The following is a 24,407-nucleotide window of genomic DNA, read 5'->3' on the forward strand; positions in this document are numbered from 1 at the left end:
TCGCTCCTACAACAAGCCTGCGCCCCGGCTGCTCTTCGTAGGACCGAGGGGGGCGCCTAGCCCTTGCTCGCGAACGGATGCCCGGATCGTTCGGTGGTTGGGCGGTGCTCCGCTCCCTCTCCCTGACCTGGCCCTCTGGGAGAGGGCTGGGGTGAGGGGACAGAGCGCCTGGCAAGCTGGAGCCGGGCTCTGAAACCGCATGGGTATCGCTTCGCTCCACCCATCCTACGGTCCTTGCCTGTGACGGCTTTCGCTGCTCACCGGGAACCGTCTCCCCACCTCGTCGTCTGATGCCCCGGCGGCCGGCCGCGCGGGGGCGCGCTGTGCTACTCTGCCGCCCATTCGAAGCGCCTGGAAAGGCTTGATTGCAGGAGTCTGCATGCATATCCACATCCTCGGCATCTGCGGCACCTTCATGGGCTCGCTGGCCGTCCTGGCCAAGGAGCTGGGCCACCGCGTGACCGGTTCCGACGCCAACGTCTACCCGCCCATGAGCACCCAGCTGCAAGCCCAGGGCATCGAGCTGATGCAGGGCTACGACCCCGCGCACCTGGAGCCGGCCCCGGACCTGGTGGTGGTCGGCAACGCGCTGTCGCGCGGCAACCCCGCCGTGGAATACGTCCTCAACAAGGGCCTGCCCTATGTGTCCGGTCCGCAGTGGCTGGCTGACCACGTGCTGCAGGGCCGCTGGGTCCTGGCGGCTGCCGGCACCCACGGCAAGACCACCACCAGCAGCATGCTGGCCTGGGTGCTGGAGCATGCCGGCATGAGCCCGGGCTTCCTGATCGGCGGTGTGCCGCAGAACTTCGGCGTCTCCGCGCGACTGGGCGGCACGCCGTTCTTCGTGGTCGAGGCCGACGAGTACGACAGCGCCTTCTTCGACAAGCGCTCCAAGTTCGTCCACTACCACCCGCGCACGGCGATCCTCAACAACCTGGAATTCGACCACGCGGATATCTTCCCCGACCTGGCCGCCATCGAGCGGCAGTTCCACCACCTGGTGCGGACCATCCCCGGCGAAGGCCTGGTCATCCACCCCACCTCCGAAACCGCGCTCAAGCGCGTGATCGGCATGGGCTGCTGGACGCCGGTACAGACCACCGGCGAAGGCGGCCAGTGGCAGGCGCGCCTGCTCAGCGAAGACGGCTCGCACTTCGAAGTCCTGTTCGACGGCAAACCCCAGGGCACCGTGGACTGGGAACTGACCGGCCAGCACAACGTCGCCAACGCCCTGGCCTGCCTCGCGGCGGCCCGCCATGTCGGCGTGGTGCCGGAGCTGGGCTGCGCCGCGCTGTCGGCCTTCAAGAGCGTCAAGCGACGCATGGAGAAGGTTGCCGAGGTCAAGGGCATCACCATCTATGACGACTTCGCCCACCACCCGACCGCCATCGCCACCACCCTCGACGGCCTGCGCAAGCGCGTCGGTGATGCGAAGGTGATCGCCGTGGTCGAGCCACGCTCCAACTCCATGAAGCTCGGCGCCCACCGCGACGGCCTGCCGGAGTCCGTGGTGCAGGCCGACAACGTGTTCTGGTACGCCCCGCCGAACCTCGGCTGGGACCTGGCCGCCACCGTCGCCGGCTCCACCGTGCCCACGCAAGTGTGCGACTCGCTGGAAGCCATCATCGAGGGCGTGAAGGCCATCGCCACGCCGGGCACCCAGGTGGTGGTCATGAGCAACGGCGGCTTCGGCGGCCTGCACGGCAAGCTGGCCCAGGCACTGGAGGGCTGAGCATGGCCGGAGCCGAACGCGTCACCCTCGCCATGACCGGTGCCTCGGGCGCCCAGTACGGCCTGCGCCTGCTCGACTGCCTGGTGCAGGAAGACCGCGAGGTGCACTTCCTCATCTCCAAGGCCGCGCAACTGGTGGTGGCCACCGAGACCGACGTGACCCTGCCGAGCAAGCCGCAGGCGATGCAGGCTTTCTTGAGCGAATACACCGGCGCCGCGCCGGGGCAGATCCGCGTGTACGGCAAGGAAGACTGGATGGCCCCGGTGGCCTCCGGCTCCGGCGCACCGAGTGCGATGGTGGTGGTGCCCTGCTCGACGGGGACGCTCTCGGCCATCGCCACCGGCGCCTGCAACAACCTGATCGAACGCGCCGCCGATGTGGCGCTGAAGGAGCGCCGCCAGCTGATCCTGGTGCCGCGCGAGGCGCCGTTCTCCAGCATCCACCTGGAGAACATGCTCAAGCTGTCCAATATGGGCGCAGTGATCCTGCCGGCTGCTCCGGGCTTCTATCACCAGCCGCAGACGGTGGACGACCTGATCGACTTCGTCGTCGCGCGCATCCTCAATCAGCTGGGCATTCCCCAGGACATGCTGCCGCGCTGGGGCGAACACCATCTTGTCAGTGACGAATAAGCTCCTCGCCGCCCTGCTGCTGTTGCAACTGGGCGGCTGCGCCACCGTGAAGACCCTCAACGACAGCCGCCCCGGCGATCCGCTGATCTACGCCGGCACCCGGCTGGACTGGTATTCGCTCAATGGCGGCTGTTGCCCGAAGGATCACTTTGGCACCGACGCGCCGGCCTATCCCGGCCTCGACCTGCCGGGCAGTGCGCTACTGGATACCTTGCTGCTGCCGCTGTCGATCGCCGCGGAACTGGGGGTTGGCCTGCAGGTGTGGGGCGGGAACTAGCCCCGCTCCGACGCTGGCGCCCGTGTACCCGGCCGGCAGGGGTTACCTGTAGGAGCGGGCCACGCCCGCGATCACGGACAAAGTCCGCGCCCACATGCGCGCACGATGCGGACCGGCTGGATGGCAACTCCCCTGCAATGGCGCCTGCCGGCGCCTTCGCGGGCATGGCCCGCTCCTACAGGGTGCGCTGTCTCGCGAAGGCCGGGGAGGATGGTGGTTACTTGCCGAGCTTGCGCAATTCGTCCGATTCGACGACGCGGGTGCCCTTGCCGGTTTCCAGCGCCAGGCGCCAGAGCGCGCGGGCCAGGGCGATGGCTTCGATGCCGTGCAGCTTGCCCGGCAGGATGCGCGAGAAGGGCGCGGCGAGCAGTTCGGCGAGGCGGATTTCCTCGCGCTGCCCCAGCAGCAGTGACGGCCGCGCGATGGTCAGTTGCTGCCAGCCTTGCTGGCGCAGGGCATCTTCCAGTTCGCCCTTGACCCGGCTGTAGAAGATCGACGACTTGCTGTCCGCACCCAGCGCGCTGACCACGATGTAGTGCCGCGCGCCGAGGGCCAGGCCGCGCTCGCCCAGGGCCAGCGGCAGGTCGTAGTCGACACTGCGGAAAGCTTCCTCGGAGCCGGCCTCCTTGAGCGTGGTGCCCAGGCAGCAGAACACCGTGTCCACCGGCTGGACCAGGTGCGGGATGAGCTCGGCCAGCGGGCCGATGGGATTGTCCAGGCGTGGATGCTCCGCCAGCTTCCTTCGGGCCGGGGCGATGACGCGCTTGACCGTGGGTTCGTTGAGCATGCGGTCGAGCAGGTGCTCACCGGTCAGGCCGGTGGCGCCAGCTAGCAGGATATTCGTCGGTTTCGAGTACATCTGTGTTTCCCCTCTGACACACTTTCCAGCTTAGTTGTCGCCTTGTCCTTTTGCCTGCGCATCGTTGCTGCCGAGCGCCAGGGCTCCGTGCGACTGCTGTGCACGCAGGGCCTGCCAGCGAGTAATGACCGCTTCCGGTGCCCAGAGTTGCGGCTCCGATGGCTCGAACTCTTCCTCCTTCTCGCGCTGGGCCACGGTGGCGCTGGCCAGCTTGAACGCCTGCCGGAGGTCGTCGGTCTGCTGGAAGGCCTTGGCAAAGAGCGCATCGCCGAAGTAAGTGAAGTCCGCCTCCTCGGAGCAGCCGAAGGACACCCGGTCGCTGCGCGCGGCGGTCATGATCAGGGTCTTGTCGTCCTTGAGCGCGGGGATGAAACCGCCGCTGTAGCAGGCGGAGATCACCAGTACCTTGTAGCGGTCCTTGAGCGGGGCGAGCAGCGTGGCCAGCTCGCTGGCCGGCAGGTCGTCGAGCTTCAGGCCCGGCATGTCGAGCACCAGCTGATGGTCATGGGAGCCGTGGCTGGTCAGGTAGATGAACACCAGGTCCTCCGGGCCGCTGCGCTCGGCAATGGTGCGCAGGGTGCGGGCGAGGGTTTCGCGGGTGGCCATGGGGCGGTCGGCCAGGTGATCGCGGTGGTTCACCAGGCGTACCACGCCGCGCGCACCGAAGCGATTACCGAGCAGGTTGGCGACGTAGTCGGCCTCACGCAGGAACACGCTCTGCTTGCCGTCGCCGCCCAGGCTGACGCCGTAGAGCTCGATCGCAGGCGTGGACGCGGGGACGGCCGCCAGCGCCTTGTCCAGCAGCGCGCCTTGCTCCAGCAGGCCCACTTCCAGAGGGTTGGGCAGCCGCTTGCCAGCGGCGTCCTGGCGTAGCTGGCCGGCATTCCAGGTGCCTTTCTGCACACTGCCGTCGCGGCGGGTGAGGGTGCCTTCTCCGGAGTATTCGCCACGGGCAAAGCCGCCGGTGTAGACCTGGCCATCGGCGCGGGTCAGCGTGCCCTGGCCGTCGAAGCGCCAGAAGCGGAAGTCGCCCCGGTAGCGGCTGCCGTCGGCACCGATGAACTCGCCCGGCCCGCTCAGCGCGCCGGCCTTGAAGCGGCCGAACCAGACATCGCCGTCGGCGTTCTGGAAGCGTCCGGTTCCGTCGAACTGGTCGTTGCGGAACTCGCCGCTGTACTGGTCGCCCGCGTCGTCGCGGAAGATGCCCTTGCCTTCGAGCACGCCGTTCTTGAACGGGCCGCTGTACTGGTTGCCCAGGCTGTCGCGGCGAGCCCCTTCGCCGTTGGCTTCGCCCCTGGCGAAGGCACCCTGATGGCGGGTGCCATCGGGCTGCTCGAGGCTGCCCAGGCCTTCGTAACGCCCCTTGCGGAAGCCGCCGCTGTAGGTGGTGCCGCCCTGGGAAATCCGCCCTTCGCCGTCGAATTCGCCGCGCTTGAACTGGCCTTCGTAGAAGCTGCCGTCGGCATATTGCAGGCGGCCGCGACCGTCGAACAGGCCGTCGCGGAACTCACCTTCGTAGCTCGTGCCGTTGCCGTCGTTCCACTTGCCCTGGCCGCTCTGCAGGCCCTTGTCGAAGCCGCCCTCGTACCAGGCGCCATTGCTGTAGTCCAGCCGACCCGGCCCTTGCAGCTGGCCGTTCACCAGCTCGCCACGGTAGCGCGCGCCGTCGGGCAGGCGGGCGTCCGGGGGCGTCAGCGGTTCGCCTTCGCCGCAGGCGGTCAGGAGCAGGGCGAGGCTCAAGGGCAGGAGTTGGCGTGGCATCGGGACTCTCGAATCGACGGTGGGGCGTAGATTGAGTGTGACGTAAAAAAGCCCGCGGACGCGGGCTTTTTTCTCAGCGTTGTGCCCGATCCGTCAGACGAAGCACAGGCTCAGCGATTCGGCGATGTAGGCTGGCTTGGGCAGCCCTTCGATCTCCAGGGTGCAGCGCGCCTTGATCAGCCACTGGCCGGGATTCTTCTCGGTGATGTCGGTGATGGTCACCTGCAGGCGCACGCGCGAATCCACCGGTACCGGCTGGATGAAACGCACGCTGTCCAGGCCGTAGTTGACCACCATCTTGGGGTTCTCCGGCAGGACCAGCAGGCCCTCGCAGAGCTTGGGGATCAGCGACAGCGACAGGAAACCGTGGGCGATGGTGCCGCCGAAGGGCGTCTTCTTCGCCTTCTCCGGGTCGACGTGGATGAACTGGTGGTCCTCGGTGCACTCGGCGAACTGGTTGATGCGCTGTTGATCGACGGTGATCCACTGCGAATGGCCCAGGTCCTTGCCGATGTAGTCCTTCAGTGCGCTTACGGGTACGAATGCCATGTTTCCTCCGGGGATATCGTTGTTCTTCTAGTGCGGCCTGCGTAAGAGTCCGACAACAGATCAGCATGGGGTCCGCGGCCGGTCAAGCCGCAGCGGCATTCATGCTTTGGGCGAATGCCGAGCCATAGCGGGCGCCGGGCGGGCATAATGGCGGCTCCTTGCGCTGGAGATGTTCCCTGATGTTGCTACGCGGCCTGACCTGGCTGGTGCTGTTCCAACTGCTCGGCACGGGCCTGAATGCTCTCATCCTGCACATGATCCCCGGCCCGATCATTGGGCTGGTGCTGCTGTTCGCCTTCCTGGTGTGGAACGGCGAGGTGAGCAAGCCGGTGAACGAGGCGGCCGCTTCGCTGCTGCGCTACCTGCCGTTGTTGCTGGTGCCGGCGGCGGTGGGGGTGATGGCCTATGCGAAGCAGATCGCCGCGGACTTCTGGGCGATCGCCGGGGCGCTGGCGCTGTCGCTGCTGGTGTCCTTCGTGTTCGCCGGCTGGCTGATGCAGAAGCTCATCGACCGCCAGCGCAAGCAGAAGGAGGGCGCGTGATGTTCGACTGGCAAGGCGCGCTCGACTCCGTCATCCACCATCCCCTGTTCTGCGTCGGCGTGACCCTCGGCGCCTACCAGCTGGCGCTGGCCGCCTACGAGCGCACGCGCTGGGTGTTCCTGCAGCCGGTGCTGGTGTCGATGCTGATCGTCATCGCGGTGCTGCTGGCCTGCGGCATCGACTACGCGGAATACAGCAACAGCGCCAAGGTGCTGACCATCCTCCTCGGCCCCGCGACCGTCGCGCTGGCGGTGCCGCTGTTCCTCAACCTGAAACGCATCCGCCAGCTGTTCTGGCCGACGCTGATCACCCTGCTGGTTGGTGGGCTGTTCGCCACCGCGCTGGGTATCGGCCTGGGCTGGCTGTTCGGCGTCGACCACGAATTGCTGATGAGCCTGGCGCCCAAGTCGGTGACCTCGCCCATCGCCATGCTGGTGGCCAGCCAGATCGGCGGCGTGGCGGCGCTGGCGGCGGTGTTCGTGCTGATCACCGGCGTGCTCGGCGCCATCCTCGGCCCGGAACTGCTGCGCCGCTTCGGCATCCACCATCCGGCTGCGCAAGGCATGGCGCTGGGCATGACCGCCCACGCCGTAGGCACCTCCCGCGCCCTGCAGGAGGGCGAGGAATGCGGTGCCTTCGCCGCCCTGGCGATGAGCCTGATGGGCGTGGCCACCGCTGTGCTGCTACCGTTGGCGGTAGCACTGATCGCCTGATTGCCCAATGGAGTACCCATGAGTTTCCCGCTCTTCCCCCTCAATACCGTGCTGTTCCCCGGCTGCCGCCTCGACCTGCAGATATTCGAGGCGCGCTACCTGGACATGATCGGCCGCTGCATGAAGAAGAACGGCGGGTTCGGCGTGGTGGCCATCGTCGAGGGCGAGGAAGTCGGCGATGCGCCGGAGCGCTACAGCCTGGTTGGCTGCGAAGCACACATCAAGGACTGGAAGCAGCAGTCCAACGGCCTGCTGGGCATCCGGGTCGAGGGCGGGCGGCGCTTTCGTGTGCTTTCCGCCAATGTGCAGACGGACCAGCTGACGGTGGCTGAAGTGGCGTGGCTGGACGAGCAGCCGGACCGGCCGCTGACCAAGGAACACGACGACCTCGCCGCACTGCTCGAAGCGCTGTCCATGCACCCCATGGTCTCGGCGCTGGAGATGGGGGGCGAGGTCAACGGCCAGCAGGAACTGGCCTGCCAGCTCGCCTACCTGCTGCCCTTCGAGCGCGACCAGAAGCAGGTGCTGCTGGAAATGGGCGATCCGACGGTGCGTCTGGCGCGCATCCAGGTGCTGCTGGAGCAGTTGCAGGGCGATTTCGTCGCCTGACACGCCGGCTCACTCTTCACGCTTGCCTACCCTGTAGGAGCGGGCCATGCCCGCGAATGCGCCGGTAGGCGCCGCTGCATGGGATTCCCGTTCAACCTGTCGGCACGGTGCGTTCATGGCAACGCGGACCTTGTCCGCGATCGCGGGCGCGGCCCGCTCCTACAAGGGAACGCTGTGCGGATGAATCCGCTCCTGCGTGACCTGAAACGACAAGGCCCGCTGATGCGGGCCTTGTACTTTACGGGTAGGGCGAGCGCTCAGAACGAATCGCCCGGCACTCGTACCCAACCTTCCATGAGGATGCGCGAGCTGCGGCTCATGATGGCCTTGGTCACGGTCCACTCGCCGTTCACCTGCCTGGCCTCGGCGCCCACGCGCAGGGTGCCGGAAGGGTGGCCGAAGCGCACGGCGCTGCGCTCGCCACCGCCGGCGGCGAGGTTCACCAGGGTGCCGGGGATGGCGGCGGCGGTGCCGATGGCCACGGCCGCGGTGCCCATCATGGCGTGGTGCAGCTTGCCCATGGACAACGCGCGTACCAGCAGGTCGATGTCGCCGGCCTGGACTTCCTTGCCGCTGGAGGTGACGTAGTTCTTCGCCGGCGCGACGAAGGCGATCTTCGGCGTGTGCTGGCGGGTCGCGGCTTCTTCAGGGGTCTTGATCAGGCCCATGCGCAGGGCGCCGGCGATGCGGAACTTCTCGAAGCGCGCCAGTTGCTCGGGGTCGCCATTGATCGCTTCGCGCAGCTCGGCGCCGGTGTAGCCGATGTCCTGGGCGTTGACGAAGATGGTGGGGATGCCGGCGGTGATCATGGTCGCCTTGAAGGTGCCGATGCCGGGCACTTCCAGGTCGTCCACCAGGTTGCCGGTGGGGAACATCGAGCCGCCGTCCTCGCCATCGTCGGACGGGTCGAGGAACTCCAGCACGATCTCGGCGGCGGGGAAGGTCACGCCGTCCAGTTCGAAGTCACCGGTTTCCTGGACCTGGCCGTTGCTGATCGGCACGTGGGCGATGATGGTCTTCTGGATATTCGCCTGCCAGATACGCACTACGCAGGTGCCGTTGTCCGGGATGCGCGAGGGATCGACCAGGCCGGCGTGAATGGCGAAGGAGCCGGCGGCGGTGGAGAGGTTGCCGCAGTTGCCGCTCCAGTCGACGAAGGCCTTGTCGATGGAAATCTGCCCGTAGAGGTAGTCGACGTCGTGATCGGGCTGGGTGCTTTTCGACAGGATCACGCACTTGCTGGTGCTGGAGGTCGCGCCGCCCATGCCGTCGATGTGCGCGCTGTACGGGTCGGGGCTGCCGATCACGCGCATGAACAGCTGGTCACGGGCTTCACCGGGCACCTGGCAACGCTCGGGCAGGTCCTGCAGGCGGAAGAACACGCCCTTGCTGGTGCCGCCGCGGATGTAGGTGGCGGGGATCTTCACTTGGGGTACGTGGGGCATGGGGTACGTCCTGACAGATCAGTTGTAGGAGCGGGCCATGCCCGCGAAATCCCCGCGCGGAGGAAGGTCGCGGGCATGGCCCGCTCCTACAGGGTTCGATCCGGCACGCCGCGGGGCGTGCCGGAGTTACATCACGCTACCGCGCCTTCCAGGAAGTCCTTGGCGAAGCGCTGCAGCACGCCGCCGGCGTTGTACACCTTCACTTCGGCGGCGGTGTCCAGGCGGCAGGTGACCGGGACCTCGACGACTTCACCGTTGCGGCGGTTGACCACCAGGGTCAGGTCGCAGCGCGGCGAGACGTCGCCCTTGATGTCGTAGGTCTCGGTGCCGTCCAGGCCCAGGGTCAGGCGCGTGGTGCCCGGCTTGAACTCCACCGGCAGCACGCCCATGCCCACCAGGTTGGTGCGGTGGATGCGCTCGAAGCCTTCGGCGACGATCACTTCCACGCCCGCCAGGCGAACGCCCTTGGCCGCCCAGTCGCGGGACGAGCCCTGGCCGTAGTCGGCGCCAGCGACGATGATCAGGTTCTGCTTGCGGTTCATGTAGGTTTCGATGGCTTCCCACATGCGCATCACCTTGCCCTCCGGTTCCACGCGGGCCAGCGAGCCTTTCTTCACTTCACCGTTGACCACGGCCATTTCATTGACCAGCTGCGGGTTGGCGAAGGTGGCGCGCTGGGCGGTCAGGTGGTCGCCGCGGTGGGTGGCGTAGGAGTTGAAGTCCTCTTCCGGCAGGCCCATTTTCGCCAGGTATTCGCCGGCCGCGCTGTCCAGCAGGATGGCGTTGGACGGCGACAGGTGATCGGTGGTGATGTTGTCCGGCAGGATCGCCAGCGGCAGCATGCCCTTGAGCGTGCGTTCGCCGGCCAGCGCGCCTTCCCAGTACGGCGGACGACGGATGTAGGTGGACATCGGGCGCCAGTCGTACAGCGGGCTTTCGGCTTCCTGCACGCTGCCCAGGTCGAACATCGGAATGTAGACCTGCTTGAACTGCTCGGGCTTCACGCTGGAAGCGACGATGGCGTCGATCTCTTCGTCCGACGGCCAGAGGTCCTTCAGGGTGACCGGGTTGCCTTGACTGTCGGTGCCCAGCGGGTCCTGCTCGATGTCGAAGCGCACGGTGCCGGCGATGGCGTAGGCGACCACCAGCGGCGGCGAGGCGAGGAAGGCCTGCTTGGCGTAGGGGTGGATACGCCCGTCGAAGTTGCGGTTGCCCGAGAGCACGGCGGTGGCGTAGAGGTCGCGGTCGATGATCTCTTTCTGGATCGCCGGGTCCAGCGCGCCGGACATGCCGTTACAGGTGGTGCAGGCATAGGCGACGATGCCGAAGCCGAGCTTCTCCAGCTCCGGCAGCAGGCCGGCTTCTTCCAGGTACAGCTTGGCGACCTTCGACCCGGGAGCGAACGACGTCTTCACCCACGGCTTGCGGATCATGCCCAGCGCGTTGGCCTTCTTCGCCACCAGGCCGGCGGCGATGACGTTGCGCGGGTTGGAGGTGTTGGTGCAGCTGGTGATGGCGGCGATGATCACCGCGCCATCGGGCATCAGGCCTTCGGCTTCCTCGACGCGGCCGGACTCCAGCTTGGCTTCGTCGGCGATGCCGCGTTCGGCCAGTGCCGAAGTCGGCAGGCGGCGGTGCGGGTTGGACGGGCCGGCCATGTTGCGCACCACGCTGCCCAGGTCGAACTCCAGCACGCGCTCGTACTCGGCGGTTTCCAGCGCGGTGCTCCACAGGCCGAGGGTCTTCGCGTAGTTCTCCACCAGCTCCACCTGCTCGGGCTCGCGGCCGGTGAGCTTGAGGTAGTCGATGGTCTGGCCGTCGATGTAGAACATCGAGGCGGTGGCGCCGTATTCCGGGCACATGTTGGAGATGGTCGCACGGTCGCCGATGGACAGGCTGTCTGCACCCTCGCCGAAGAACTCGACGTAGGCGCCGACCACGCGTTCCTTGCGCAGGAACTCGGTGATCGCCAGGACGATGTCGGTGGCGGTGATGCCGGGTTTGCGCTTGCCGGTGAGCTTCACGCCGACGATGTCGGGCAGGCGCATCATCGACGGGTGGCCGAGCATCACGGTCTCGGCTTCGAGGCCGCCGACGCCGATGGCGATCACGCCCAGGGCGTCCACGTGCGGGGTGTGCGAGTCGGTGCCGACGCAGGTGTCGGGGAACGCGATGCCGCCGCGCGCCTGGATCACCGGGCTCATTTTCTCCAGGTTGATCTGGTGCATGATGCCGTTGCCGGCCGGGATCACGTCGACGTTCTTGAACGCGGTCTTGGTCCAGTCGATGAAGTGGAAGCGATCCTCGTTGCGGCGGTCTTCGATGGCGCGGTTCTTCTCGAATGCGTCCGGGTCGAAGCCGGCGGCTTCCACGGCCAGCGAGTGGTCGACGATCAACTGGGTCGGTACCACCGGGTTGACCTTGGACGGATCGCCGCCTTTCTCGGCGATGGCGTCACGCAGGCCGGCGAGGTCGACCAGCGCGGTCTGGCCGAGGATGTCGTGGCAGACCACGCGCGCCGGGTACCAGGGGAAGTCGAGGTCGCGCTTGCGGTAGACCAGCTGCTCCAGCGAAGCCGTCAGGTCCGCCGGCTCGCAGCGGCGCACCAGCTGTTCGGCCAGTACGCGGGAGGTGTAGGGGAGTTTGTCCCAGGCGCCGGCCTGGATCGCCTCGACCGCCTCGCGGGCGTCGAAGTAATCCAGTGCGGTGCCGGGCAGGCGTTTACGGTAGTTGGTGTTCATGGTTATTTACGGTCCTTGAGCGGCACGAACTTCAGGTCTTCAGGGCCTGTGTAGTTGGCGCTCGGGCGGATGATCTTGCCGTCGATGCGTTGCTCGATGACGTGGGCGGACCAGCCAGCGGTACGGGCGATGACGAACAGCGGGGTGAACATCGCGGTGGGCACGCCCATCATGTGGTAGCTCACGGCGCTGAACCAATCGAGGTTGGGGAACATCTTCTTGATGTCCCACATGATGGTCTCCAGGCGCTCGGCGATGTCGTACATCTTGGTGTTGGACTGCTCGTTCGACAGCTGGTGGGCGACTTCCTTGATCACCTTGTTGCGCGGGTCGGACACGGTGTAGACCGGGTGGCCGAAGCCGATCACCACTTCCTTGCGCTCGACGCGGGCACGGATGTCCGCCTCGGCTTCGTCCGGGTTGTCGTAGCGCTTCTGGATCTCGAAGGCCACTTCGTTGGCGCCGCCGTGTTTCGGGCCGCGCAGCGCGCCGATGGCGCCGGCGATGCAGGAGAACATGTCCGAGCCGGTGCCGGCGATCACGCGGGAGGTGAAGGTCGAGGCGTTGAATTCGTGCTCGGCATACAGGTTCAGCGAGGTGTGCATGGCGCGCACCCAGGACTCGCGCGGCTTCTGCCCGTGCAGCAGGTGCAGGAAGTGGCCGCCGATGGAGTCGTCGTCGGTCTCGACGTCGATGCGCTTGCCGTTGTGGCTGAAGTGGTACCAGTAGAGCAGCGCAGAGCCCAGGGAAGCCATCAGCTTGTCGGCAATGTCGCGGGCGCCCGGATGGTTGTGGTCGTCCTTCTCCGGCGACAGGCAGCCGAGCACGGACACGGCGGTGCGCATCACGTCCATCGGGTGCGCCGAGGGCGGCAGGGTTTCCAGGGCGGCTTTCACGCCGGCGGGCAGGCCGCGCAGGGCTTTCAGCTTGGCCTTGTAGCCGGCCAGTTCGGCGACGTTGGGCAGCTTGCCGTGGACCAGCAGGTGGGCGATTTCCTCGAATTCGCAACGGTTGGCGAAATCCAGTACGTCATAGCCACGGTAGTGCAGGTCGTTGCCGGTGCGGCCGACGGTGCACAGGGCGGTGTTGCCAGCGGCGGTGCCACTCAGGGCCACGGACTTCTTGGGTTTGAAGGCGGTGGTGGTTTCTGCGGTAGCGCTCATCGCGTGTCTCCTCATCAAATCCGGTTGCTTGTTCTTGTTCCGCCGGCATGGGCCGTGCGGTCGGTTCGAATCTGGTTTGGCGGATAACGCGAAGCGTTATCCGCCGTCATAGCCAAGGGTGGATAACGCCTGGGGCGTTATGCACCCTACGATTCGTTCAGGCCGGGCCCGAACGATCGGGAAATCACTTCTTGCCGGCAGCGAACAGCGCGTCGAGCTTCTGCTCGAAGGCGTGGTAGCCGATGCGGTCGTACAGCTCGGCGCGGGTCTGCATCAGCTCGATCACGTTCTGCTGGTGGCCTTCCTCGCGGATCGCGGTGTACACGGCTTCGGCGGCCTTGTTGGCGGCGCGGAAGGCGGACAGCGGGTAGAGCTGGATGGCCACGCCGACCGAGGCCAGCTCGTCGCGGGTGAACAGCGGGGTGGCGCCGAACTCGGTGATGTTGGCCAGGATCGGCACGTTCAGCGCATCGACGAAGCGCTTGTAGGTCGGCAGGTCGTAGGCGGCTTCGGCGAAGATCGCATCGGCGCCGGCCTCGACGTAGCGCAGGCAACGCTCGATGGCGGCGTCCACGCCTTCGGCCTGGATGGCGTCGGTGCGGGCGATGAGGAAGAAGTTCGGGTCGGTCTTGGCATCGGCGGCGGCTTTCACGCGGTCGGCCATTTCATCGACGGAGACGATCTCCTTGCCCGGACGGTGGCCGCAACGCTTGGCGCCGACCTGGTCCTCGATGTGGGCAGCGGCAGCGCCGGCCTTGATCAGGCTCTTCACGGTGCGCTCGATGTTGAAGGCGCTGGGGCCGAAGCCGGTGTCGATGTCGACCAGCAGCGGCAGGTCGCAGACGTCGGTGATGCGGCGCACGTCGGTGAGCACGTCATCCAGGGTGTTGATGCCCAGGTCCGGCAGGCCGAGGGAACCCGCCGCCACGCCGCCACCGGAGAGGTAGATGGCCTTGAAGCCGGCGCGCTTGGCCAGCAGCGCGTGGTTGGCGTTGATCGCGCCGATCACCTGCAGCGGCTTTTCTTCGGCAAGGGCTTCGCGGAAACGTTGGCCGGCGGTCTTGTAGCTCATTGTTCACCTCGTTCGTTGGCGGTCTTGGCTTGGGCGTCCAGGTAGTGGCGCTCCATATTGCGTTTCGAGGCGCCGATGTGACGGCGCATCAGCAACTCGGCCAGTTCGCCGTCACGATCGGCGATGGCATCGAGAATCCGGTGGTGTTCGGCGAAGGCCTGGCGCGGCCGGTTGGGCGTCGCCGAGAACTGCAGGCGGTACATGCGCACCAGCTGGTACAGCTCGCCGCAGAGCATGCGGGTGAGGGTGCGGTTGCCGCTGCCCTGGATGATCCGGTAGTGGAAGTCGTAGTCGCCTTCCTGCTGGTAGTAGCCACGGCCGGCCTGGAAGGCCTCGTCGCGCTCGTGGGTGTCGAGCACCCGGCGCAGTTCGTCGATCTCGGCCGGCGTCATGCGTTCGGCGGCCAGGCGGCAGGCCATGCCTTCGAGGGATTCGCGGATCTCGTAGAGTTCCAGCAGCTCCTCGTGGCTGAGCGAGACCACGCGGGCGCCGACGTGCGGCACGCGCACCAGCAGCTTCTGGCCTTCCAGGCGGTGGATCGCTTCGCGCAGCGGGCCCCGGCTGATGCCATAGGTGCGCGCCAGCTCCGGCTCGGAAATCTTGCTGCCGGGGGCGATGTCGCCCTTGACGATGGCCGACTGGATCTTGCGGAACACGTGTTCCGACAGGGTCTCGCCGTCGTCGCTGGCAGGGGTGGGCAGAATCAGGTTATCGCTCATGGTGTCGACAATCTTCTTGATGTGCGGCGAAAGCTACCCCCGTAGAGCCGTCTGGTCAATCGAGATCTGATGAATTGTCGACAATCGTCTAATGGGGACCGTTGGTTATGCCGAGCCGGGCGGCTCGCTGGGGCCGGTGCACGGGAGAATGGTGCGCGAGAATGGCGGATATCCCCTCGTCGGCCGCTGTGCCGGCGCGCTGCAGGCCCGCTAGGATCGGGGAAACGACGGAAGAATCGCCCATGCAACTCTATGATCGCTATGTGCTGCCCCGCCTGATCGACTTCGCCTGTGGCATGGGCGATGTGATGAAGCAGCGCTCGCTGCTGGTGCCCCGTGCCCGCGGCCGGGTATTGGAGATCGGCATGGGCACCGGCCTGAACCTGTCCTTCTACGATCCGGCGAAAGTGTCGACAATCGTCGGCGTCGACCCGGCGGCGCAAATGCAGAAGCTCGCCCGCAGCCGTGCCGAGGCCATCGGCATTCCGGTGGAAATGGTGGCGCTGGAACTGGGGCAGATCCGTGCCGACGCCGGCAGCTTCGACAGCATCGTCTGCACTTTCACCCTGTGCAGCATCCCCGATGCGGTGGCGGCGCTGAAGGAAATGCGCCGGGTGCTAAAGCCCGGTGGCGAGTTCCTCTTCTGCGAGCATGGCCTGGCGCCGGATGCGGGCGTGCGCGCCTGGCAGCACCGCCTGACGCCGGTCTGGAGGCCGCTGGCCGGCGGCTGCCACCTGGACCGCGACATGCCGGCACTGATCGAATCCGGCGGCTTCCACCTGCGCGAACTGATCCAGGACTACCTGCCGGGCCCGCGGCCAATGACCTACGTCTACCGTGGCATGGCCGACTGACGCGTGGGCAGGCGGTCGAGCAGTTCGATGCTGAGGATGTAGGCGCTGCGCACGTAGATGTCTTCAGGGCGTTCGAGCAGGCCCATGTCCGACTGGCAGTCATTCATGCGCACCACGAAAGGCGCATCGCCGGCGCACAGCGCGCTGTAGTCGCCCTGGCTGATCCAGCCCTGGAGGACCGAAGACTCGCGGTTGTGCGCGCGAACCACGACTTCGACCTTGAGATGTTCGTTCATTGCCACGCTGCTCCGCTGAAGGTGGGAAAAGGTGGCAAACCTTAACGTCCGTCCCACGCGGTCTCTGTCAGGTTCCTCTGAATGGGCTGTGGGACTATCCCCCCTGAGTTTCCAGCCCTCGTCCTTCAGGCCACCCGCTCGGTCGGGGTGACATTGAGGATGTGCGTGCCGCTGAGGAACAGGTCCTGTACCGGGCCGGTGGGGCAGTGGCGGCTCTGGCAGTTCCCCAGGCGTACTTCGGCTGGGGCATGGCCGGCGCGCAGGGCCTGGAAGTCGGCGAGGCTGATGCGGCCGTGGAGGATGCGTTGTGGGCGGTAGGGAGACCAGGTCTCCACATCGACCCAGAGACTGTCGGGAGCGTGGCTCATGGCGGTTGGTCCGGCTGAATGGAAATGGGCGAATACTCTAGACAGCGGACCAACGCCGAATTCATCAGAGGCCTCTGAGAAATTTGTAGGAAATTGTTTAGTTCTGACTGAAGGCCTTGCTTTACGACAAGGCCCGATAGGCTTTGGCCCAGTCCTCGGCGAAGTCCTCGAACGGCGTCGCCGTGGTATTGCGTGGCGAGCGGACTTCCTGCGCGCGTACGCGGCCGCTGCTGATCGCCTCCCCCAGTTCCGCGTAGCAGGCGGCGACGCTGGCGGAATAGCCGGCCTCCTGCAGGGCGCCCTCCAGTTCTTCCGACGACACCTGAACGTAGGGCAATGCGGGCCGGCCAATGGCCTTGCCGAGCAGGCGCGTCGCCTCGGCATAGCTGATATCGCGCTGGCCGAGTACTTCGCGGGTCAGCACGCCCCGCCAATTACGGTCCAGCAGGGCTTGGCCGGCGGCATCGGCGACATCTTGCGTAGCGACCATCGGCACCGGCACATCCGGCGCCACCGCATCGCTGTAGCAGTCGTAGGCGCGGACGATCTCCAGCGCGCCGTAGAGGTTCTCGAACAGCGCGCCGGAGCGCAGCATCAGCACGTTCACTTCCGGGGGGAGCTGGCGCAGGCGCTGCTCCTGGTCGTGCATGCTGATGATCGGCCCGGTGCCGGAGGCCACCTCGGCGCCCACGCTGCTGAGGAATACCACCCGGCGCACAGCGCTGGCGCGAATGGCCTGGAGAATCGCTTCCCCTTGGGCGGCCTGCTGCTGGCGGTAGTCCTCGGTGTCGGGCCCGTAGGCGAGCAGGGTGTAGACCGCGTCGGCGCCTCGGAACGCGTCGCTCAGGAAGCTGGCGTCGTCCGGCTCGCCCACGGCGATCCGCGCGCCGGCTTTGGCCAGCGCTTCCAGGCGTTCGGCGTTGCGGCCGAGGGCAAGTACCGGCACGCCGGCATCCAGCAGGGTCTGGCAGATTCTCGAACCGGTGCGGCCGGTGGCTCCCATTACGGTGATCATGGCAGTGTCCTCGCTTTGGCCGTCCCGCGGCGCCCGCCGTGGGTTCGTTGGCCTGGGTTCAGTCTGCAGCTGAGGTGTTGGACGGTTAATGCCAGGAAGTCGTCGCTTTATGCTCATTCGTCCAAAAGTGCTGGACGATGCCGTTCCGCAAGGCCAGTCTCGAAGGCATGAACACCGCTTCCGTTCCCGACCTGACCGATGCCTGGGCCTCTACCGATCCGCTGGGCGAGGCCCTGCATTTCCTGCGCATGAGCGGCACCTTCTACTGCCGCTCGGAGTTCACCGCACCCTGGGGGCTGGACCTGCCGGCCATGCCGCAGTGCCTGATGTTCCACGTGCTCACCGTTGGCGAATGCTGGCTGGAGGCCGCGGGCGACTCGCCACGCCGGCTGGCGCCGGGCGACCTGGTGCTGGTACCCCATGGCGAAGGGCACCGGCTGGTGAGTTCGCCGGGCGAGACGGCGGCGGGGCTGTTCGACCTGCCGCGCGCCTACGCCAGCGACCGTTATGAGGTGCTGCGCCAGGGCGGCGGTGGCGAGCCGACGGCGATGATCTGCGGCGCGGTGCGCTTCGACCATCCCGCCGCGTTGCAGCTGGTGCGCCTGCTGCCGCGCGTGCTGGAAGCACGGGTGCGTGACCCCGGCCAGCGCGACTGGCTGATGAGCACCCTGCAGTTGATGGAGAACGAGGCAAGGGCCATGCGCCCCGGCGGTGAGACGGTGATCACCCGCCTGGCCGACATCCTGGTGATCCAGGCCATCCGCGCCTGGATCGAGCAGGACCCCGCTGCCCAGTCGGGCTGGCTCGGCGCCCTGCAGGATCGCCAATTGGGCCGCGCACTGAGCCTGATCCATCGCGAGCCGGCGCGGGACTGGAGCCTGCCGGCGCTGGCGGAGGCGGCGGCCATGTCGCGCTCGGCCTTTGCCGCGCGCTTCGCCGAGCGGGTCGGCGTGCCGCCCATGCAGTACGTCACCCGCTGGCGCATGCACGTGGCGCTGGGCTGGCTGCAGGAGCGCGAGATCGCAGTGGCGGAACTGGCCGAGCGCCTCGGTTACCAGTCCGAGGCGGCCTTCAGCCGGGCGTTCAAGCGCTGCATCGGGATTGCTCCCGGCAGCGTGAGGCGTGCTGCTTCGCGAGCCTGATGAAGGCAGCCGTCTGACGGACGAATGTCTCCGCGCGACCGGACGTGTCGTTTTCCGCTCTGCTCCCTGATTCGGGTGGTCACTACCCGTTTGCAGCACCCGTACGGTGATTCGGTCCGTCGGCGCTCGCCCTTCCGAAGTGATCCATGGCGCCGCTCATTCGCAGGAGTCCGTCGATGTCCCGTCGTTGCATGCCTTCCCTTCGTCTGCTTCCGTTCTCCATTGCGCTCGCCCTGTGCGGCGGCCTGGCCCACGCCGCCGAACCGGCGTGGCCTGCGCAGAATCCGTACCTCGCCCAGTCCTATAACAACCAGACGCACTGGAACGATGGCGCCACCGACAGCGTCGGCTTCCCGGTGGCCCGTGGTGCCTACGACGTCACGCCCGATTCGGTGCAGTTCCTGCCCGGCGAAGGCGTGGGCCTGCCGATTTTCTCCGATACAGTGGACGGCAAGCCGGTGTATTTCTGGTGGTCGGGCTTTGCGTTGCGCAAGGTCAGCCTGGAGGGCGGCAAGCTCACCGAGCTGGCGCGTGCCGATATTCCGGTCAAGCTGCCCAACTACACGCCCGTGACTGCCCAGCAGCGCGTCGATCAGTCCCGGGCGGTGCAGAAGTTCCTCGATGCGAAGGACGAGAAGGGCCTGCTCGACTACATGAAGACGCAGCCGAACCGCATGCTCAGCGCGGCCTCGGACCAGGCACTCAATGGTTCGGTCTACGCGTTGCTGACCCGTGAAGATGCTTTCGTCGGCTGCAATGCCCGCCAGGTATTCCGCATCGATCAGGTCGATCCCAAACGGGCCGACTCGGCGATGAAGCTGGGTAAGGCCAGCGCGATTCCCGCAAACCTGTTCGACAACGAGAAGGTCAAGCGCGGAACCCGCTTCCCCGGTGACATGCTGTTCGGCATGAGCATGAGCTACAACGGCTTCATCGTGGTCAACACGCTGGGCGGCAAGATCATCACGCTGAATCGCGACACGCTGGAGGTGATCGACACCTACGCAGTGGCCGGCAATGACGAGCTGTTCCTCAACAGCTTCGCGACTGGCCCGGAAGCCAACGGCGGGGCGATCTACGTCGCCTCGAACACCACCATGTATCGCCTGGTGGTGGACAGCGACGGCAAGATCCACGACGACGAAGCCCACGGGGCCTGGAAGGCAGGCTATGAGCGCGGCATCCGCATGCCGGCACCGAAGATCGCCGACGGCACCGGTGCCACGCCGACGCTGATGGGCTTCGGGCCCGATGAAGACAAGCTGGTGGTGATCACCGACGGCGCGAAGAACATGAGCATGGTCGCCTTCTGGCGCGACCAGATTCCCGCCGGCTGGAAGCAGAAGCCGGGCACCGCCAGCCCGCGCATCGCCGATCAGCGCAAGGTGGAGATCCCCGGTACCGATACGGTGCAGTCGGAGCAGTCGGTGGCCGTGTACGGCGATTACGCCTTCGTGGTGAACAACATCCGCAGCGCCGACGAGAAGACCCTCGACCCGAGCCCCTACTACGTCAGCACCCTGCTCGGCGCGACGCGTCCGGGGCCACTGGGCGCAGCGAGCTTCCGCTGGAACAGCCAGACCCATGAGTGGAAGCAGCTGTGGGGCCGCAACGACGTATCGTCGATTTCCGTGGTGCCGATGATTTCCGGCGAAGGCCACATGGCGCTGATCGACGGCTATTTCAGCAAGGCCTGGAATGACCGCTATCACATCGGCATGGACCTGGACACCGGCAAGACCGTGCTGACCATCCGCGAGGGCAGCGACCCGATCTACAACGGCATGTACGCGCCGATCAAGGTCGATACCAACGGCAACATCTTCTATGGCACCGCGTTCGGCCTGCTGCACCTGGACACCAGCAAGATGAAGCAGGACCAGTTGTCGGCCAACCGCTGAAGGCGCTCCGCGCGCCGACAAAAAAGCCCGTTCGGTTGAACGGGCTTTTTTCATTGGTCGGGCGGGGCGTCAGAGCTGGATATCGTCGCGGATCAGCACGCAGGTGCAGCCGTCTTCGTCTTCGCGCCAGTCGTGGAGGAAGTACATCTGGATCTTGCCGCCGTCCATCACCGCCAGGTAGTCGCCCACCTCAGGGACGAAGAACGCGGAGGTGCCCGGCTGGGCTTCGCATTCGATGCGGACGCTGAAGAACAGCGCCGGGTCGGCGTCGTCGAAGAAGTCTTCGCGCTCGGCGGCGTCCCATTCGACGGGAGCTTCGAAGGGCCCGAGGAACAGGACCTTGGCGTCGCCCATGTCCAGTTCTTCGGCGTCCGGGTCGTTGTCGTCCGGGCGGTAGACGGTGGCGTCCAGCGCGCTGCTGTCCGCGAGGACGGCCTGGCGTGCGGCCATGCGCTGCTGCGGGTCGACGCCGGCGTCGGCGCAGAGCTGGTTCCAGAGGGTTTCGGCTTGGGTGGACATGGTGGCTCCCGCTCGTGCGGCCGGTTCAAAGGTGGGTAGTGTCCGGGACCGGACGGCGCAGATCAATGGGAGCGGCCCTTGCAGGTGATTCCGGCCCCAGCGGGAATGTAGGAGCGGACTCCGTCCGCGATTGGTCCGAATCGCGCTGGACACCATCGCGGACAGAGTCCGCTCCTACGCGACGGGGCATCACGGAGCTAGCCTGCAGGTTCGCGGGCGTGGCTCACTCGCCCTTCAGGCCGTACTTCTTCACCTTGTCGAACAGCGTGGTCTTGGCCATGCCCAGGGCGTGGGCGGCCTGGCTGAGGTTGCCGGCGTGGCGTTCCAGGGCGGTGGACAGCAGGCTCTTCTCGAAGGCTTCCACGGCTTCGGCGAAGCGCGGCTCGCCGGCGTCCGGGCCGAGGTTGCCGCCGGCCAGCACCGGCAGGCCGAGGGCGAAGCGTTCGGCGACGTTGCGCAGTTCGCGTACGTTGCCCGGCCAGTCGTGGGCCATCAGGGTGGCGGCGGTGGCGTTGTCGATGGCGGGCGCCGGGCGGTCGAAGCGCAGCGAGGACTGCTGCAGGAAGTGCTCGAAGAGCATCAGGATGTCTTCGCGGCGTTCGCGCAGCGGCGGCAGGTTCAGGGTGATGACGTTGAGGCGGTAGTAGAGGTCGCTGCGGAAGGCGCCTTCGCGGCCCATGACGGCGAGGTCGGATTTGGTCGCGGCGATTATCCGGCAGTCCACGCGGATCAGTTCATTGGAGCCCAGGCGTTCCAGCTGCTGTTCCTGCAGCACGCGCAGCAGCTTGATCTGCAGGTTCAGCGGCATGCTCTCGATCTCGTCGAGGAACAGGCTGCCGCCGTCGGCGTGCTCGATCTTGCCGATCCGGCGCTTGCCGGCGCCGGTGAAGGCGTGGGCCTCATGGCCGAAGATTTCGCTGTCGATCAGGCTTTCCGGCAGGCCGCCGCAGTTGAGCGCGACGAAGGGCTTGGGCTGGCGCCGGCTGGAGTCGTGCAGGCAGCGCGCGACCAGTTCCTTGCCGGTGCCGGTCTCGCCTTCGATGAGCACGTTGGCGGAGGTGTCGGCGACGTTGGCGATCAGCTCGCGCAGCGCCTGCATGGCCGGCGAGCGGCCGATCAGCCGGCTTTCCAGGGCCTGCTTGCCGGCGAGCTGGCGGCGCAGCTGGCTGACTTCGCGGGTCAGCGCGCGCTGGGCCAGGGCGCGGCGTGCGGTGTCGACCAGCTTCTCCGGGGAGAAGGGCTTCTCCATGAAGTCATAGGCGCCGTCGCGCATGGCCTTGACCGCCATGGCGATGTCGCCATGGCCGGTGATCAGCACCACCGGCAGGCTGGGGTCGCGTTCCTTGAGCTTTTCCAGCAATTGCAGGCCGTCCATGCCGGGCATGCGGATGTCGCTGACGACGATGCCGGGGAAGTCGGCGCCGACTTTCTTCAGCGCTTCCTCGGCGCTGCCCACGCTGTCGGTCTCGATGTCCTCCAGGGCCAGCGCCTGCTGGCAGCCGAGCCGTACGTGCGGGTCGTCCTCGACGATCAGGACGCGCAGGGATGGATCGCTCATGCGGGTGTCTCCAGGGCGGGCAGCAGCGGCAGGTGCAGCTCGAACGCGGTGCCGCCGGTTTCCGGGTAGGCCACGCCCAGGGAACCGCCGGCGGCGGTGGCGAGGCTGGCGGAAAGGGTCAGGCCCAGGCCCAGGCCGAGTTCGCCGGGCTTGGTGGTGAAGAAGGGCTCGAACAGGTGCACGCGGGCATCCGGCGGAATGCCGGGTCCGTTGTCGCGCACCACCAGGCGGTAGTGGCCGTCGCCTTCGCTGCGGCCTTCCAGCCAGAGCTGGCGGTCGGCTTGCGGGCCCATGGCGTCCAGGGCGTTGGCGATCAGATTGACCAGGATCTGTTCCAGGCGCGTCTGGTCGATGGCCAGGTGCGCATCGGGGTAGTCGCGGTGCAGGATCACCGGCACTTCGGAAAGCCGCCCCTGCAGCACCATCACGGCGGCGTCCACCGCCTTGCTCAAGGTCGCCTGGCCGTGGTCGTCGGCGCGCCGGGCGAAGGCGCGCAGGCTGGCGGTGATGCGGCCCATGCGGTCGACCATCTCGGCGATGGCTTCGAGGTTGCTGCTGGCGACGTCGAGCTTGCCGCGCTCAAGGAAGCGCACGCTGTTGCTCGACAGGGTGCGCAGTGCCGCCAGCGGCTGGTTGAGTTCGTGGGCGATGCTGGTGGACATCTGCCCGATCACCGCCAGCTTGCCGGCCTGCACCAGGCGGTCCTGGGCCTTGCGCAGGGTGTCCTCGGCCTGCCGGCGTTCGCGGATCTGTTCGCGCAGGTGCTGGTTGCTGGCGCGCAGGTCGGCGGTGCGCTCGGCGATGCGGCGCTCCAGGGCGTTGTTGGCCTGCTCCAGTGCCTCACGGGCGGCGAGGCGGGTGGCGATGACCTTGCGCCGCTCGTTCCAGGCGATCAGCAGGAAGGCGAACAGGGCGAAGCCGACGGCGGCCAGCACGCCGTGCATCAGCGCTTCGCGGCGCAGGTCGGCCAGCGGGGTGAGCAGGGTGAAGTTCCACGGCGTGTCGCTGAGCTGGCGCGTCTGCATCAGGTAGCTGAGCGGCTTGTGGCTGTCGGCGTGCTCGCCGGGCGGGAAGCTGATTTCCTCGACGCCGTCGCCCAGTGGCTGGCGCGACAGCGGCTGCCATTCGTTGAGCGCCCACCAGTAGTACTGCAGGCTGCGGGCGAGGCGTTCCTTGTCCTGGTCGCTGAGCGGACGCACGGCCTTCAGGCGCAGGGCGGGGTCGCTGGAGAGGATGATGATGCCGTTCTCGTCGCTGACGAAGGCTTGCAGGCGCGCCTTCTCCCAGCGCTCCTCGAGGGATTCCATGCGCACCTTGACCACCGCCACGCCGACGATCCTGCCGCCATGCACCAGGCCGTGGGCGAGGTAGTAACCGGGCTCGCCGGTGGTGCTGCCGATGCCGTAGAAGCGGCCGGGGCGGCCATTCACCGCTTCCTGGAAATAGGCGCGGAAGGACAGGTCTTCCCCCAGGTAGCTGTCGGCGTCCTGCCAGTTGCTGGTGGCCAGCACGCGGCCGGAGGTGTCCAGCAGGTAGACGGCGCGGCTGCCGGCGCGGCGGTTGAGGCCTTCCAGGTAATGGTTGACGCGGTCGCGGTGCAGCGGCGTCGGGTCTACCAGCAGGCGGCTGACGCTGCCTTCGAGTTCCAGCAGGCTGGGCAGGTAGGTGTAGCGGCTGATCTCGCTTTCCACGCCGCGGGCGTGCAGCTCCAACTGGCGCTCGCCGGATTCGATCAGGCTGCGGGTGCCGGCGCCTTCGCTGATCAGGTAGCCGCCGTAGCCGAAGCCCAGGGTGAGCAGGAGCAGCAGGAAGGGCAACAGGTAGTTGCGCACGAGGCGTGGCTTCACGGTGAGCGGCGGCGGCAATGGGCTGGAAGCGCATTGCAGCACAGTCGCCGGGGCCGAGCCAGCCCAACGCCGGGGGGCGGCGATGGACTGGCTCGGGTACCACACGGTGCGCGCTCGCGGGCTTAGGGTTTGTTGGTGTTTCGGCGCGAGCCG

At 67.0% G+C, this 24,407-nt stretch carries 23 protein-coding genes; 9 read left to right on the forward strand and 14 right to left on the reverse strand.

What is annotated here, in order from left to right:
* Positions 1–379: 379 nt before the first annotated feature.
* From mpl to UB43_RS25735, 3 genes are read left to right on the forward strand one after another with little or no spacing between them, the layout of a single operon-like run.
* Positions 380–1,732: a UDP-N-acetylmuramate:L-alanyl-gamma-D-glutamyl-meso-diaminopimelate ligase gene (gene mpl / locus UB43_RS25725; protein WP_045217059.1), complete on the forward strand. Its 1,353-nt coding sequence runs from the start codon at positions 380–382 to the stop codon at positions 1,730–1,732.
* A 2-nt stretch (positions 1,733–1,734) separates the two neighbouring features.
* Entirely contained in the window at positions 1,735–2,364 is a 630-nt protein-coding gene (gene ubiX / locus UB43_RS25730) for a flavin prenyltransferase UbiX (RefSeq protein ID WP_017521701.1), read from the forward strand.
* On the forward strand, positions 2,354–2,641 hold the full coding sequence (locus UB43_RS25735; RefSeq protein WP_024764688.1) for a YceK/YidQ family lipoprotein: 288 nt from the start codon (positions 2,354–2,356) through the stop codon (positions 2,639–2,641). Before ubiX ends, UB43_RS25735 begins: the two co-directional genes overlap by 11 nt.
* Positions 2,642–2,858: 217 nt before the next feature.
* On the opposite strand, the gene UB43_RS25740 is transcribed toward UB43_RS25735, so the two are convergent.
* The 3 genes from UB43_RS25740 to UB43_RS25750 form a co-directional block, all read right to left on the reverse strand.
* Positions 2,859–3,500 carry an oxidoreductase gene (locus UB43_RS25740; protein WP_045217062.1) on the reverse strand — a complete coding sequence of 214 codons (642 nt, stop codon included), beginning with the start codon at positions 3,498–3,500 and terminating at the stop codon, positions 2,859–2,861.
* A 30-nt stretch (positions 3,501–3,530) separates the two neighbouring features.
* Positions 3,531–5,261, reverse strand: coding sequence for a C13 family peptidase (locus UB43_RS25745; RefSeq protein ID WP_045217065.1), 1,731 nt, complete (start codon positions 5,259–5,261; stop codon positions 3,531–3,533).
* A gap of 93 nt (positions 5,262–5,354) precedes the next feature.
* Positions 5,355–5,810, reverse strand: coding sequence for a MaoC family dehydratase (locus tag UB43_RS25750; RefSeq protein ID WP_045217066.1), 456 nt, complete (start codon positions 5,808–5,810; stop codon positions 5,355–5,357).
* Positions 5,811–5,989: 179 nt separating this feature from the next.
* Between UB43_RS25750 and UB43_RS25755 the strand changes: the two genes are divergently transcribed.
* Genes UB43_RS25755 through UB43_RS25765 form a run of 3 tightly spaced genes read left to right on the forward strand, consistent with a single transcriptional unit; the run spans position 5,990 to position 7,674 of the window.
* Positions 5,990–6,352: a CidA/LrgA family protein gene (locus tag UB43_RS25755; protein WP_045217069.1), complete on the forward strand. Its 363-nt coding sequence runs from the start codon at positions 5,990–5,992 to the stop codon at positions 6,350–6,352.
* The gene (locus UB43_RS25760; protein ID WP_082085912.1) at positions 6,352–7,065 is read left to right on the forward strand and encodes an LrgB family protein; all 714 of its coding nucleotides are present in this window, start codon (positions 6,352–6,354) and stop codon (positions 7,063–7,065) included. Before UB43_RS25755 ends, UB43_RS25760 begins: the two co-directional genes overlap by 1 nt.
* An 18-nt stretch (positions 7,066–7,083) precedes the next feature.
* Positions 7,084–7,674: an LON peptidase substrate-binding domain-containing protein gene (locus UB43_RS25765; protein ID WP_045217074.1), complete on the forward strand. Its 591-nt coding sequence runs from the start codon at positions 7,084–7,086 to the stop codon at positions 7,672–7,674.
* Positions 7,675–7,931: 257 nt separating this feature from the next.
* Here the strand turns inward: UB43_RS25765 and prpF are convergent, their stop codons facing one another.
* The 5 genes from prpF to UB43_RS25790 form a co-directional block, all read right to left on the reverse strand.
* Complete coding sequence (prpF, locus tag UB43_RS25770) at positions 7,932–9,119, reverse strand: 2-methylaconitate cis-trans isomerase PrpF (RefSeq protein ID WP_045217077.1); 1,188 nt, start codon at positions 9,117–9,119, stop codon at positions 7,932–7,934.
* A gap of 131 nt (positions 9,120–9,250) precedes the next feature.
* Positions 9,251–11,860: a Fe/S-dependent 2-methylisocitrate dehydratase AcnD gene (acnD, locus tag UB43_RS25775; RefSeq protein ID WP_045217080.1), complete on the reverse strand. Its 2,610-nt coding sequence runs from the start codon at positions 11,858–11,860 to the stop codon at positions 9,251–9,253.
* 2 nt (positions 11,861–11,862) lie between these two features.
* Positions 11,863–13,023, reverse strand: a complete 1,161-nt coding sequence (gene prpC / locus UB43_RS25780) for a 2-methylcitrate synthase (protein ID WP_045217082.1) — start codon at positions 13,021–13,023, stop codon at positions 11,863–11,865.
* Positions 13,024–13,207: 184 nt separating this feature from the next.
* The gene (gene prpB, locus UB43_RS25785) at positions 13,208–14,095 is read right to left on the reverse strand and encodes a methylisocitrate lyase (RefSeq protein WP_045217084.1); all 888 of its coding nucleotides are present in this window, start codon (positions 14,093–14,095) and stop codon (positions 13,208–13,210) included.
* Positions 14,092–14,814 (reverse strand): GntR family transcriptional regulator, encoded by a 723-nt coding sequence (locus tag UB43_RS25790; RefSeq protein WP_045217085.1) that lies wholly within the window; start codon positions 14,812–14,814, stop codon positions 14,092–14,094. Before UB43_RS25790 ends, prpB begins: the two co-directional genes overlap by 4 nt.
* A 242-nt stretch (positions 14,815–15,056) precedes the next feature.
* Here UB43_RS25790 and UB43_RS25795 point away from each other — a divergent pair, with 242 nt between their 5' ends.
* The gene (locus UB43_RS25795; RefSeq protein WP_045217087.1) at positions 15,057–15,668 is read left to right on the forward strand and encodes a class I SAM-dependent methyltransferase; all 612 of its coding nucleotides are present in this window, start codon (positions 15,057–15,059) and stop codon (positions 15,666–15,668) included.
* On the opposite strand, the gene UB43_RS25800 is transcribed toward UB43_RS25795, so the two are convergent.
* From UB43_RS25800 to UB43_RS25810, 3 genes are all read right to left on the reverse strand, one after another.
* Positions 15,647–15,904 (reverse strand): hypothetical protein, encoded by a 258-nt coding sequence (locus UB43_RS25800; protein WP_045217089.1) that lies wholly within the window; start codon positions 15,902–15,904, stop codon positions 15,647–15,649. The two genes, UB43_RS25795 and UB43_RS25800, sit on opposite strands and share 22 nt — an antisense overlap.
* A gap of 125 nt (positions 15,905–16,029) precedes the next feature.
* Positions 16,030–16,272 (reverse strand): hypothetical protein, encoded by a 243-nt coding sequence (locus UB43_RS25805; protein WP_045217092.1) that lies wholly within the window; start codon positions 16,270–16,272, stop codon positions 16,030–16,032.
* A 121-nt stretch (positions 16,273–16,393) separates the two neighbouring features.
* Positions 16,394–17,287: an NmrA family NAD(P)-binding protein gene (locus UB43_RS25810; RefSeq protein ID WP_045217095.1), complete on the reverse strand. Its 894-nt coding sequence runs from the start codon at positions 17,285–17,287 to the stop codon at positions 16,394–16,396.
* Between the two features lie 137 nt (positions 17,288–17,424).
* On the opposite strand from UB43_RS25810, the gene UB43_RS25815 reads away from it, so the two are divergent.
* Together UB43_RS25815 and UB43_RS25820 are read left to right on the forward strand one after the other, a co-directional pair.
* Positions 17,425–18,429 carry an AraC family transcriptional regulator gene (locus tag UB43_RS25815; protein ID WP_256205356.1) on the forward strand — a complete coding sequence of 335 codons (1,005 nt, stop codon included), beginning with the start codon at positions 17,425–17,427 and terminating at the stop codon, positions 18,427–18,429.
* Between the two features lie 176 nt (positions 18,430–18,605).
* Positions 18,606–20,330, forward strand: a complete 1,725-nt coding sequence (locus UB43_RS25820) for a hypothetical protein (protein ID WP_218187705.1) — start codon at positions 18,606–18,608, stop codon at positions 20,328–20,330.
* A gap of 69 nt (positions 20,331–20,399) precedes the next feature.
* Here the strand turns inward: UB43_RS25820 and UB43_RS25825 are convergent, their stop codons facing one another.
* The 3 genes from UB43_RS25825 to UB43_RS25835 all read right to left on the reverse strand — a co-directional run bounded on the left by UB43_RS25825 (position 20,400) and on the right by UB43_RS25835 (position 24,293).
* Positions 20,400–20,849, reverse strand: a complete 450-nt coding sequence (locus UB43_RS25825) for a hypothetical protein (protein WP_045217097.1) — start codon at positions 20,847–20,849, stop codon at positions 20,400–20,402.
* Positions 20,850–21,072: 223 nt separating this feature from the next.
* Complete coding sequence (locus UB43_RS25830; RefSeq protein WP_045217100.1) at positions 21,073–22,407, reverse strand: sigma-54 dependent transcriptional regulator; 1,335 nt, start codon at positions 22,405–22,407, stop codon at positions 21,073–21,075.
* Complete coding sequence (locus UB43_RS25835; RefSeq protein ID WP_045217309.1) at positions 22,404–24,293, reverse strand: ATP-binding protein; 1,890 nt, start codon at positions 24,291–24,293, stop codon at positions 22,404–22,406. The genes UB43_RS25830 and UB43_RS25835 overlap by 4 nt, the downstream gene beginning before the upstream one ends.
* Between the last annotated feature and the right edge of the window lie 114 nt (positions 24,294–24,407).

Source organism: Pseudomonas sp. 21 (assembly GCF_000955805.1).
Taxonomy (GTDB): Bacteria; Pseudomonadota; Gammaproteobacteria; order Pseudomonadales; family Pseudomonadaceae; genus Pseudomonas.

What these genes read in the sequence shown, in the direction of transcription:
- mpl (WP_045217059.1), top strand. Translation starts at nt 380, where the DNA reads ATGCATATCCACATCCTCGGCATCTGCGGCACCTTCATGGGCTCGCTG.
- ubiX (WP_017521701.1), top strand. Translation starts at nt 1,735, where the DNA reads ATGGCCGGAGCCGAACGCGTCACCCTCGCCATGACCGGTGCCTCGGGC.
- UB43_RS25740 (WP_045217062.1), bottom strand. Translation starts at nt 3,500, where the DNA reads ATGTACTCGAAACCGACGAATATCCTGCTAGCTGGCGCCACCGGCCTG.
- UB43_RS25745 (WP_045217065.1), bottom strand. Translation starts at nt 5,261, where the DNA reads ATGCCACGCCAACTCCTGCCCTTGAGCCTCGCCCTGCTCCTGACCGCC.
- UB43_RS25750 (WP_045217066.1), bottom strand. Translation starts at nt 5,810, where the DNA reads ATGGCATTCGTACCCGTAAGCGCACTGAAGGACTACATCGGCAAGGAC.
- UB43_RS25755 (WP_045217069.1), top strand. Translation starts at nt 5,990, where the DNA reads ATGTTGCTACGCGGCCTGACCTGGCTGGTGCTGTTCCAACTGCTCGGC.
- UB43_RS25760 (WP_082085912.1), top strand. Translation starts at nt 6,352, where the DNA reads ATGTTCGACTGGCAAGGCGCGCTCGACTCCGTCATCCACCATCCCCTG.
- UB43_RS25765 (WP_045217074.1), top strand. Translation starts at nt 7,084, where the DNA reads ATGAGTTTCCCGCTCTTCCCCCTCAATACCGTGCTGTTCCCCGGCTGC.
- prpF (WP_045217077.1), bottom strand. Translation starts at nt 9,119, where the DNA reads ATGCCCCACGTACCCCAAGTGAAGATCCCCGCCACCTACATCCGCGGC.
- acnD (WP_045217080.1), bottom strand. Translation starts at nt 11,860, where the DNA reads ATGAACACCAACTACCGTAAACGCCTGCCCGGCACCGCACTGGATTAC.
- prpC (WP_045217082.1), bottom strand. Translation starts at nt 13,023, where the DNA reads ATGAGCGCTACCGCAGAAACCACCACCGCCTTCAAACCCAAGAAGTCC.
- prpB (WP_045217084.1), bottom strand. Translation starts at nt 14,095, where the DNA reads ATGAGCTACAAGACCGCCGGCCAACGTTTCCGCGAAGCCCTTGCCGAA.
- UB43_RS25790 (WP_045217085.1), bottom strand. Translation starts at nt 14,814, where the DNA reads ATGAGCGATAACCTGATTCTGCCCACCCCTGCCAGCGACGACGGCGAG.
- UB43_RS25795 (WP_045217087.1), top strand. Translation starts at nt 15,057, where the DNA reads ATGCAACTCTATGATCGCTATGTGCTGCCCCGCCTGATCGACTTCGCC.
- UB43_RS25800 (WP_045217089.1), bottom strand. Translation starts at nt 15,904, where the DNA reads ATGAACGAACATCTCAAGGTCGAAGTCGTGGTTCGCGCGCACAACCGC.
- UB43_RS25805 (WP_045217092.1), bottom strand. Translation starts at nt 16,272, where the DNA reads ATGAGCCACGCTCCCGACAGTCTCTGGGTCGATGTGGAGACCTGGTCT.
- UB43_RS25810 (WP_045217095.1), bottom strand. Translation starts at nt 17,287, where the DNA reads ATGATCACCGTAATGGGAGCCACCGGCCGCACCGGTTCGAGAATCTGC.
- UB43_RS25815 (WP_256205356.1), top strand. Translation starts at nt 17,425, where the DNA reads ATGCCGTTCCGCAAGGCCAGTCTCGAAGGCATGAACACCGCTTCCGTT.
- UB43_RS25820 (WP_218187705.1), top strand. Translation starts at nt 18,606, where the DNA reads ATGTCCCGTCGTTGCATGCCTTCCCTTCGTCTGCTTCCGTTCTCCATT.
- UB43_RS25825 (WP_045217097.1), bottom strand. Translation starts at nt 20,849, where the DNA reads ATGTCCACCCAAGCCGAAACCCTCTGGAACCAGCTCTGCGCCGACGCC.
- UB43_RS25830 (WP_045217100.1), bottom strand. Translation starts at nt 22,407, where the DNA reads ATGAGCGATCCATCCCTGCGCGTCCTGATCGTCGAGGACGACCCGCAC.